Source organism: Achromobacter sp. ACRQX, assembly GCF_022346505.1.
In the GTDB taxonomy this organism is placed as follows: domain Bacteria; phylum Pseudomonadota; class Gammaproteobacteria; order Burkholderiales; family Burkholderiaceae_B; genus Achromobacter; species Achromobacter animicus.
In genome coordinates this window covers 1-10,635 of sequence record NZ_JAKRML010000054.1, presented here as the reverse complement: position 1 = coordinate 10,635, position 10,635 = coordinate 1, and the positions used below count along the sequence as shown (strand labels likewise).

The following is a 10,635-nucleotide window of genomic DNA, read 5'->3' as shown; positions in this document are numbered from 1 at the left end:
CACCCCGCTCCCGCTGCCCCCAAACCTCCAACCCGCCGGGACCTGATTCCGCCATCACCGCCCCATGCTTGTCGCTCCGCCAGAACCTGCCGCCAGCCCGCATCCACCGCAGCTCCACCGCCCGCGCCGGATGCTTGAACCGATTCAGATGTCCCGCCTGCGCGATGACGTGCCTGGCCTGCGTGGCCGCCACCAATTCACGGCTGGACGATGACGCCGAACCATGATGCGGCGCCAGGACGACGTCCGCATCCGCCAGCCCCTGCTCGACCAGGGCCCGCTCTTGCGCCACGCCCACATCACCGGTCAGCAGCAGGGAATGGTCTTTACCCTCCACGCGCAGCACACAACTGTCGGCATTGCGGTCATCCGCCTTCGCGTTGCGTTCTGACGGCCCCGGATGCAGGAAAGTGAACACCACCCCATCCGCTTCCCATCGCAGTCCGCGTTCACAACGCACCATCTCATCAGGCAGTACCGGCCGCGCATTGCCCACGTCGGGCCACATGCGGGCGTCCCGCCGCACGTACGTCGGAAGATCGAAGGACGTAAAGCTTCGCGCCACCGGCACCGCCGCCAGCACGGCACGCGTGCCGCCAACATGATCCATATCCGCGTGCGACAGTACCAGCACGTCCAGCCGTCCGATCCCCCGGGACTGCAGGAATGGCGCGACCACCCGTTCGCCCGCATCGCTGCCGCCATAGCTGCGCGGCCCGGCGTCAAACAGCAGCGATTGATTGGCCGTCTCCACCAGGATCGCGCTGCCCTGCCCTACGTCCATCGCGCTCATGCGCCAGTAGCCGGGTTCGGGCTTGTCCGGCCGCCAGAACAGCAACGGCAACATGCAGACCCATCCCAGATGACGCCCCGGCCACCCGCGTGCCTGCAACGCCCACGCCATGCCCGCGACCGCCAGCAGCAGCCACATCCACCCAGCGGCCGCAACCGGCACGCTGGCCCAGCTTGCGTTGCCCACCCATGCCACGGGCACCATGGTGAGGTCGAAAGAGTCCAGTCCTGCCTGCCCTGCCCACGCCGCCAACGTCTCGGCACCCGGCAGGCACGACAGCGCCGCGCACAGCAACGCCAGCGGCGTCACGATAAAGGTCACAACGGGTATGGCCACGGCATTGGCCAAAGGCGAGCCCAGCGACACCTGATGCACCAGATATGCCAGCAACGGCATCAGCCCAATCGTCACCAGCAATTGCACGCGCACGGCCTGCCCCAGCCGCGTCGCGCAGCGCGCGCGCCAGCCGGCGTCGACATCAATCGGCGCGGCAGCGATGCGCAACAACACTGCCACCGCGCCGAACGACAACCAGAAGCCCGCTGCCATTGGCGCCCACGGGTCCAGCGCCACCACGGCTGCCGCTGCACACGCCAGCACACGACCGCCCGACAACGGCAGCCGAGACAACGCCGCCGCCAGCACCACCAGCAACATGAAGAACGTGCGGCGCGCCGGCACGCCCCACCCCGCAAGCAGGCAATACAACAGCGCAACCAACGCGGCCACCGCCCCGCCGGCGATGCGGGCCGGCATGCGCTCCGCCATTCCCACTCCGCGCCAGCGCAGACGTCGCCACAGCGCCGACGCGAGCAGACCGCCAATGCCCGCAATCGATGTCACATGCATGCCGCTGATCGACACAAGATGCGTGATGCCGCTGCGGTTGAATATCCGCCAGTCGTCGCGCGACACACCAGCCTGATCGCCAATTGCCAACGCAATCAGCACCGGCGCATAACGATGCGCGCCCAGCGCCGCACGCATGCCTTCGCGCACGTGATGCCGCGCACGTTCAATTGCGATGCCGGGCGACGCCCAAGGCCGGTCGTCCAGCAACACAGGCTGTCCACGCACGGTGCCGGTTGCCCGCACGCCGCTGGCAAACATGCGCCCTTCCGTGTCGGGTCCGGCCGGGTTGAGCAGGCCATGTGGTCTGCGCAGCACCAGCGCCATCCGCCAGACCTGCCCCGGCAGCACCTGCGGCACACGTTGGTTGGCGCCGGCGCCCGCCTGCCAGGTGACCTGGATCCGATTCGGGATGCCCGATCGTGCCGGCTCAGCCAGTTCGGCCAGAAAGCGCTGACGCTGCGCGTCGCCGTCCGGCAACGCCACCACGCGCAAGACTAGACGCGACACCTCGTTTTGGTGAACCTCCGCCAGCGCATCGTCAAGGCGATGCTGTGCTTGCAGCGCGGCATTCAGCACGCCCGCCAACAACCCCGCCATCACCGCTGCCCCGGTCGCCGCGAGGGGACGCGTTGCCCCCGACGTGAACCAGAGCGCCCCTGCACAACCGCATGCGAGGATCCACAGCGCGTACGCCGGCGGCAGGGTAGGCAGAATCTGCACCCACGCAGCGCCCGCCACGAATGCGAGACAAAATGATCGCCCGTTGATGTCGGCCTCCCGAAAGCTCACAGCCTAGGGGGACAGAAACGCAGCTGATCGCGCAGTGAACGCGTTTGTCCACCCCGGCTGACCGCAAGGCCTGCGCCGAGACCCTTACCCCGCTGATTGATCCGCAACCCCACCCAGGCACGCCACTTGCTGAGTCTCCAATTCCCAGGCGGCCTGCGCCGCCTGTTCCTTCCAAACCAAGGAGACCAACATGGCTGAACATGTAATCAAGGTGCTGAACAATCTGATCGAGACGTCGAAGAACGGCGAAAAGGGCTTTGCCGCGGCCGCTGAAGACGCCAAGGCGCCCGAGATGCAGGAGCTGTTCCGCAACCGTTCGCGCGACTGCGCGGCCGGCGCCACGGAGTTGCAAACCCTGGTGACGCAACTGGGCGGCGAGCCCGAGGACAGCGGCACGGTGGCCGGCGCCATGCATCGTGGCTGGACGAACATCAAGGCGGCGGTATCCAGCCGCACCGACCTGACGCTGCTCGAGGAATGCGAGAAAGGCGAGGACGTGGCCAAGGCGGACTACGAAAAGGCGCTTAAAGAAACGCTGCCTGACAACGTGCGCGCTGTTGTCGAACGCCAATATCAGGGCGTGCTGCGCAACCACGACCAGATCCGCGATCTGCGCAATCGTTTCCGCGCCGCGACGTAAGCACCTCAAGCTGCAATACGCGTTGTATTGAAACCGCCCGCCCGTCGCACCCTGCGCCGGGCGGGCGTTGTATTGCATGGCTTCGGCTGCGTAAGCATGCCGGACTAATAATGCGCCGGCGCATGACGCGCATTTTCTTCAATGCGACCGCAAACCCTAGTCACGCTGGCCACACGCGACCTGACGATTCCGGATGGGCCGACTGCTGCCGAACAAGGCTATCCGAAGCGCCGACGCGGACCTGCGCCTTCACCGCATCAGCTCGGCATAAACCTGCTTGAACAACGCAAAACGATCCTTCAGACCCACCAGCCCGCCATTGATCCGCCGTGTGATCCTGGCGAAATCCTCCAGGTCATCGTCATGCGTACGGTCGTCCGCCAACTCATTCAGCCCGCGAGACTGCCAATACCACCCGGCGCTCAGCGCAGCCCATCTCGGATCGGACAGTAACTCGGGCGTTTCAAGCAAATTGACACCCATGGCGTCGCCGGCCGAGTCGTAATTGCTGCGCCCCGTCAGCTGGATGATGCCCCTGCCCCGATACCGGAAGCCGTCGTTGCTTTGCGCATCGCCATTGCCCATCCGGTTCGCATACACCAGATTCGCCAGTCCTTGCGGATTGTTCACATACGGCATGGCCGACGCCTCATCGGGAAATCGCTTTGGCCACACCTTGGTCAACCGCGCGGCAGTTGAGTAATTGAGGTTTTCCTCGATCCGGTTGTACTGGCCCGACTCATACCCCGTTTGCGCCAGAAAGCTGGCGATGCGATCCGGCGTTTCGATTTCGTATTTCTGAAATGCGGGAGCCAATGCGTCGGCCCACGCAGCGGGGGCTTTGCAGTTGGGAAAGATGCGTTGGAGTTGTTCTGCACTCAGCATGGCGGTCACCTGCTTGCATAGGAAGTCATCACGCCCCGCCGATACCGTCGCGTGTGCATTCATCACGGCGATCAAACGCGGGTCAATGATTGTGAGCCGGGCGTGACAGCCGCCAATACCTCAAATTGAGTATGTGGATCGATCCGGCACGAATTGGCCGCTTGACACCTGCCCGGTTCCGCCGGGAACATACGCCAACCACCCGGGGAGCTTCGCCAAGAAGCTGAGAATCCGTTGGCCTGCCGTCCTATGGCAGGCAATGCACGGCGACCCGTCGAACCTGATCCAGATAACGCTGGCGTAGGGATGGTGCGTGTGCCGCCGCATGCGCGTCCCACGCCCCAGGACCGCCCGGCATGACGCATCCCGACCTGCATTCCCTCTCCCACCAATCCCAGGACCTGCTCGGCGCCGTCCGCCGCGACGCGCCGCTGGTGCAGTGCCTGACCAATTTCGTCTCCATGAACTACGCGGCCAATGCGGTCCTCGCCATCGGCGCGTCGCCCGCCATGGTGCACGCCGAAGAAGAGGCGCCCGAATTCGCGCGCTTTGCCGGCGCGGTGGTCATCAATATCGGCACGCTGTCTTCGCCCTGGCTGCGGAGCATGCTGCTGACGGCGCAAGCCGCGGTGGACGCCGGCACCCCCTGGGTTCTGGATCCCGTGGCGCATCACGCAACCGCCTTTCGCCGCGATGCCATTCAGCGGCTGCTGGACCTTGAACCCGCCATCATCCGAGGCAACGCATCCGAGATCATCGCCTTGGCCGGCGGCCACAGCGCCGGCAAGGGCGTGGACGCCCGCGACGCCGTGGCGCAGGCCGAGCAGTCAGCCCACGACATCGCCGCGCGCCGCAAAACCGTGGTGGCGGTCACCGGCGAAGTCGATTACGTCACGGACGGCACGCGCGCGGTACGCATTGCGGGCGGTTCGCCGCTGATGCCCCGCGTGACGGCCACCGGCTGCGCGCTCAGCGCCGTGGTCGGCGCCTTTGCCGCCGTATCGAAGGACGATCCCTATGTGGCGGCGGTGGCCGCCCTGTCGTGCTTTGGCATCGCGGGCGAGCGCGCCGCGGTGCACGCCGACGGGCCAGGTTCTTTCGCCTGGCGGTTCCTGGATGCGCTGGCGGCGCTGGACGCGGATTGCCTGACCCGCGAATCCCCGCTTCGTTGATTTGACCCCGTGCATGTCACGGGTAGGTCACACACCGTCCCCAAAATTCCTCCCTTCAACACGGAGGAAAGACGGTGAAGCCAAACCTACGCAAGATCTTTGCAGTGACCGCCAGCTTTGCGCTGGTGGCCGGCCTGTCCGCCTGCGGCGGCGACGACGATGACGACGACACCACCGCGCCCGAGACCCCGCCGCAGGCCAGCGTGCCCCAAGGCACGACGCTGGACCTCGCGATTCTGGGCACGACCGACCTGCACGCCAATGTGCTGGGTTACGACTACTACAAGCTCGCCGAAGACAAGAGCTACGGCATGGACCGCACGGCCACGCTGATCGCCAATGCGCGCAAGCAGTATCCGAATACGCTGCTGCTGGACAACGGCGACACGGTGCAGGGCACGGCGCTGTCGGACTACCAGGCGCTGGTGTCGCCGGTGCAGTGTTCCGACATGATCGCGATCTACAAGCAGATGAAACTGCTGTCGTACGACGCGGCCACGATGGGCAATCACGAGTTCAACTACGGCCTGCCCTATCTGTCGCAGATCACCAATGTGGACTTCGGTCTGGCCGGCATCGGCAAGGGTACGGCACAGACCAACCCGGCGGGCGCCAAGGATTGCGCGGCGCCGGCGTTCCCGTTCGTGTCGGCCAACGTCGTCTCGGCGGCCTCCAAGCAGCCGATCTTCAAGCCTTATGTGCTGCTTGAAAAGACCTTCACCGCCACCGACAGCGCGGGCAAGTCCATCGACGTGCCGCTCAAGGTGGGCGTGATCGGCTTCGCCCCACCGCCGATCATGCAGTGGGACAAGGCGAATCTGGAAGGCCACGTGGAAGTCACGGGCTGGAAGGAGACCGCGGCGCGCTACGTGCCCGAAATGAAGGCTGCGGGCGCGGACCTGGTGGTGGCGCTGGCGCACGGCGGCATCGACCTGGCCACGCCCTACAGCCCCGACATGGAAAACGGCGCGGGCTATCTCAGCCAGGTGCCCGGCATCGACGCGCTCATCACGGGCCACCAGCATCTGCTGTTCCCCGACACGAACGAGAAATCGCAGTTCGCGGGGCAACCCGGTGTCGAGCTGGCAAAGGGCCTGATCAATGGCGTGCCGACCGTGCAGGCCGGCCAGTGGGGCAACAACCTCGGCCAGATCACGCTGAAGCTCGCGTATGACCAGGGCTGGAAGGTGCAAAAGGAGGCGACGCAGGTGCAGCGCATCTCCACGCGCCTGACCGCGCAAAGCGGCTCCACGCCGGCGACCTACGTGGCGCCCGACGCGGCCGCACAGCAGCTGGTTCAAGCCGAGCACGCCGCGACGATCGACTACGTGAAGACGCCGATCGGCCAGAGCCAGTTCGACATGGCCACGTACTACGCGTTGGCCGGCGACGTGTCCGCGCTGCAGATCGTAAACATGGCGCAGATCGATTACCTGACGGACTACATCGCCAAGAACAGCCCGTCGTACGCGGGCCTGCCGATCCTGTCAGCCGCCGCGCCGTTCAAGGGCGGGCGCAACGGTCCCGGCGACTTCACGTATGTGAAGCAAGGCAACGTCGCGATCAACAACGCGGCCGACCTGTACCTGTACCCCAACACGTTGCAAGTCGTGCGGGTCAGCGGCGACATCGTGCGCCAATGGCTGGAAAGGACGGCCGAGCAGTTCAAGCAGATCGACCCCGCACAGGTCGCGCCGCAGGATCTGATCGACACCGGCTTTCCGACGTTCAACTTCGACGTGCTGTATGCGGCCGGCAATGCGCTGCAGTATGAAATCGACGTGACCAAGCCGAAGGGCTCGCGCATCACAGCGCTGACGTACAACGGCGCACCGCTGGATCTGAATGCGCAATTCCTGGTGGTGACCAACAACTACCGCGCCAGCGGTGGCGGCGACTTCCCCGGCCTAGCCGGCGGCAAGGGCGACATCGTGCTGCAGGCGCCGGACGCCAGCCGCGACGTGTTGATCAGCTACATCAAGAAGAACCCCACGCTCGACCTGGCCACCTACGGCCTGGACCGCAGCTGGCGTTTCGCGCAGGTCAGTTCGCTGGCCGGACCGGTGGTGTTTTCGTCGGTGCCGGGCACGCTGGCGATGGCCACGGCGCACGACGTAACCAACGTGTCGGTGTTTGACGCCACGCCCGATCCCGTGACGCAGCTGTCGCGTTACGCGATCGATCTGACGCAGTAAGCGGTTCGATCCGGCGGGCGCCCTGCGGCGGGGCGCCCCGCCTCAGCGGTAGTACACGCAGATGCGCTTGCCGCCGATCTCATGCACGTCGATCGGCAGTTCGTACAGATCGCTCAGCACGTCGGGGCGGATCAATTCCGCCGGCGTGCCGTGCCGGGCGATCCGCCCCAGCCGCATTGCCACGATGCGGTCCGCATAGCTGGACGCATAGTTGATGTCGTGCAGCACCAGCACCACCGTCTTGCCCAGTTCATCAGCCGCGCGCCGCAAGGTGCCCATCATGGCGACGGCATGCTTCATGTCCAGGCTGTTCAAGGGCTCGTCCAGCAGCACGTAGCGCGTATCCTGGCACAGCACCATCGCCACGAACGCGCGCTGGCGCTGGCCGCCGGACATCTCGTCCAGATAACGGTCCGCCAGCGGCTCCAGGTTCAGGTACGCAATGGCCTGATCGATGTGGACCTTGTCATCCATCGTCAGCCGCCCGCCCGTGTGCGGGTAGCGGCCAAACGCCACCAGGTCTTTCACCGTCAACCGCAGCGGCAGGTGGTTGTCCTGGCGCAGGATGGCCAGGCGCCGCGCCAGTTCCCGGCTGTCGGCACGCGTGACGTCCAGGCCTTCCACCAGCACGCGGCCCGCGCTCATCGGCAGCAGCCGGCTCACCATCGACAGCAACGTCGACTTGCCCGCCCCGTTCGGCCCAATGATGGCGGTGACGCCGCCGGCCGGCAGGTCCAGGCTGACATCGTCGATCACGACGGTGTCGCCGTACTGCTTGCTGACGTTCTGGATTTCTATCATCGGCGCCCCCTGCGCAAGATCAGGACGAGAAACATCACACCGCCCACGAATTCAATCACCACGCTCACCGTGGTGTTCAGCCCCAGCACGCGCTCCAGCAGCGTCTGGCCCCCCACCAGGAAGATGACGCTGAGCAGCGTCGCGGCCGGCACCGTGTACCGATGCCTGTCCGATCCCATGGCTTGATATGCCAGGTTGCTGACCAGCAGACCAAAGAACGTCACGGGACCGACCAGCGCCGTCGAGACGGACACCAGCACCGCGATCGCCGCCAGGGTCACCATCAGCGTGCGGCGATAGTTCACGCCCAGGTTCAATGCCATATCGCGCCCCAGCGCCAGCACGTCGTAGCGCCGGCGCATGCGCCAGACGAAAAGCGACGCGGCGCAGACCGCCCCGAAAGCGATTGGCAGCAACTCCACGCGCACCGAATTGAAACTGGCGAACATGCGGTCCTGCAGCACCAGGAATTCATTCGGATCGATCAACCGCACGACGAAACTCGACAAGCTGCGAAACAGCAGTCCGAAGATGATGCCCACCAGCATCATCAAATGCAGGCTGCGCACAGCGTCGGAGAACAGCCAGCGGAACAGCAGGCACGCGAACGCGGTCATCGCGCACACTTCCAGCAGGAATGCGGCGACCGGATGATTTGCAGTCGCCGCCGCCTGCCCGAAGCCGAACACCACCACGGCCTGGATCAGCAGGTATAGGGCGTCGAAGCCCATGATGGCGGGCGTAAGGATGCGGTTATGCGTGATGGTCTGGAACAGCACGGACGACACCGCCACCGCATACGCCACCAGCAGCATGGCCAGCAGCTTGCCGCCGCGGAAGGGAATGACGAACGACCACTGGCCGTTCGCGCCCAGCGTCATGAAGGCGACGATGCAGAGCAGCGCCCCAGCGCCCAGCGCTGCAAGACGCCATGTCTGCGGCGGGCGCGGGGCTATGCGGGAAGTCGAGGCGATTTCAGCCAAAGCGGTTCCTCCGCGTGCGCAGCAGCCACAGGAACAGGATGCTGCCCAGCACGCCCACCACCGTCCCGATGGGAATCTCGTAGGGGTGGATGACCAGCCGGCCGATGATGTCGCAGGCCAGCACGAACACGCCGCCCAGCAATGCCACCCAAGGAATGGCGCGTCGCATGTTGTCGCCCAGCAACAGGCTGACGGCATTGGGCACGATGAGGCCCAGGAACGGAATGCTGCCGGCCGTCACCACTACCACGGCCGAGATGGCGGAAACGATCAACAGGCCGACCAGCGTCAGCCGCGCATGGTTCAGTCCCAGGTTGGACGCGAACTCGCGGCCCATGCCCGCCACCGTATAACGGTCGGCGGCGGCATACGCGGCGCACGCCAGCGCAAAGCCGATCCACAGCAGTTCATATCTGCCACGCAGCACGCCGGAGAAGTCGCCGGTGGTCCACGCATGCAGGGACTGCAACAGGTCGAAGCGGTACGCCATGAAGGTGGTGACCGCCTGGATCACGCCGCCCAGGATCAATCCGATCAGCGGCACGATGAAGGGCGTGCGCAGCGGCACGCGGCGCAATAGCGCCAGAAACAGCAAGGTGCCCGCCAGCGCAAAACCCGTGGCCGTCAGCATCTTGCCGATGACGGACGTATCGGGCGCCAGCAAGGTGACGACCAGGATGCCGAGAGTGGCGGATTCGACGGTGCCGGCCGTCGTGGGCTCAACAAACCGGTTGCGCACCAGCATCTGCATGATGAGACCGGCGACGGCCAGCGCAGTGCCTGCCAGCAGCAGCGCAAGGGTGCGCGGGACGCGGCTGACCAGCAGCAGCCGCCACGCGCGCTCGCCCTCTTCGCCGCCGTTCCATAGCGCGGCCCAATGCATCTGGCCCGCGCCCAGGCTGATGCTGGCCACGCACAACAGCAGCAACACCACCACCACGGCCGTCAGGCCACCCCACCCGCTGATTGCGCGCCGCCAGTTCACCGGCAGCCCTTCCCGTCTTGCATGCTGCTTACTTTCCTTGCGACAGCGCCGCGGCGATCTGATCCACGTTCTGCTGCATGGCCGTCAGGCCCGCGCTGCCGAGCAGATACCAGTTGAAGCCGTTCAGGTAGACCACGCGCTGGTTCTTCCACGCCTTGGTCGGACGCACCAGTTCGTTGTCCAGCATGCGCTGCGCCGACACGCCTTCGCGGCCGATGGCGGCGTCGCGGTCAATCACGAACAGCCAGTCCGGATCGGTCTGGGCAATGAACTCGAACGAAATCGCCTGGCCGTGGTTGGACACGTTCAGGCCGGTCGCGGCGGGCTTCACGCCAAAGGCGTCGTGAATCACGCCAAAGCGCGAGCCCGGACCGTAGGCGCTCATCTTGCCGCCGGTCGTCAGCACGATCAACGCGGTGCCGGCGTTGGCGGCCTTGCCTTTCAACGAAGCGATGGACGCGTCCAGCGCGGCCAGCTTCTCCTTGGCCACGCCTTCTTTGCCGTACAGCGCGGCCAGCGTTTCGGTGTTGCGCCGGACGC

Annotated in this window: 9 protein-coding genes and 1 riboswitch; of the genes, 3 read left to right on the top strand and 6 right to left on the bottom strand. The window is 65.7% G+C overall.

The window, feature by feature from the left end:
- On the bottom strand, nt 1-2,413 hold a 2,413-nt coding region (locus tag MHZ91_RS27960), incomplete at its 3' end, for a DNA internalization-related competence protein ComEC/Rec2 (RefSeq protein ID WP_370647900.1).
- A 211-nt stretch (nt 2,414-2,624) separates the two neighbouring features.
- Here MHZ91_RS27960 and MHZ91_RS27955 point away from each other — a divergent pair.
- Nucleotides 2,625-3,074: a PA2169 family four-helix-bundle protein gene (locus MHZ91_RS27955; protein ID WP_175138322.1), complete on the top strand. Its 450-nt coding sequence runs from the start codon at nt 2,625-2,627 to the stop codon at nt 3,072-3,074.
- A gap of 249 nt (nt 3,075-3,323) precedes the next feature.
- On the opposite strand, the gene MHZ91_RS27950 is transcribed toward MHZ91_RS27955, so the two are convergent.
- On the bottom strand, nt 3,324-3,959 hold the full coding sequence (locus MHZ91_RS27950) for a glycoside hydrolase family 19 protein (protein WP_239216556.1): 636 nt from the start codon (nt 3,957-3,959) through the stop codon (nt 3,324-3,326).
- A 193-nt stretch (nt 3,960-4,152) separates the two neighbouring features.
- A riboswitch (TPP riboswitch) is annotated at nt 4,153-4,284 on the top strand.
- 31 nt (nt 4,285-4,315) lie between these two features.
- On the opposite strand from MHZ91_RS27950, the gene thiM reads away from it, so the two are divergent.
- Together thiM and MHZ91_RS27940 are read left to right on the top strand one after the other, a co-directional pair.
- Nucleotides 4,316-5,131: a hydroxyethylthiazole kinase gene (gene thiM / locus MHZ91_RS27945; protein WP_239216555.1), complete on the top strand. Its 816-nt coding sequence runs from the start codon at nt 4,316-4,318 to the stop codon at nt 5,129-5,131.
- Between the two features lie 74 nt (nt 5,132-5,205).
- Complete coding sequence (locus MHZ91_RS27940; RefSeq protein ID WP_239216554.1) at nt 5,206-7,326, top strand: 5'-nucleotidase C-terminal domain-containing protein; 2,121 nt, start codon at nt 5,206-5,208, stop codon at nt 7,324-7,326.
- Between the two features lie 42 nt (nt 7,327-7,368).
- On the opposite strand, the gene MHZ91_RS27935 is transcribed toward MHZ91_RS27940, so the two are convergent.
- The 4 genes from MHZ91_RS27935 to MHZ91_RS27920 form a co-directional block, all read right to left on the bottom strand.
- The gene (locus MHZ91_RS27935) at nt 7,369-8,127 is read right to left on the bottom strand and encodes an ABC transporter ATP-binding protein (RefSeq protein WP_239216553.1); all 759 of its coding nucleotides are present in this window, start codon (nt 8,125-8,127) and stop codon (nt 7,369-7,371) included.
- Entirely contained in the window at nt 8,124-9,008 is an 885-nt protein-coding gene (locus MHZ91_RS27930; protein WP_239216558.1) for an iron chelate uptake ABC transporter family permease subunit, read from the bottom strand. The genes MHZ91_RS27935 and MHZ91_RS27930 overlap by 4 nt, the downstream gene beginning before the upstream one ends.
- A gap of 94 nt (nt 9,009-9,102) precedes the next feature.
- Complete coding sequence (locus tag MHZ91_RS27925; protein WP_239216552.1) at nt 9,103-10,095, bottom strand: iron chelate uptake ABC transporter family permease subunit; 993 nt, start codon at nt 10,093-10,095, stop codon at nt 9,103-9,105.
- A gap of 28 nt (nt 10,096-10,123) precedes the next feature.
- The coding region (locus MHZ91_RS27920; protein WP_239216551.1) for a siderophore ABC transporter substrate-binding protein at nt 10,124-10,635 on the bottom strand (512 nt) is incomplete at its 5' end.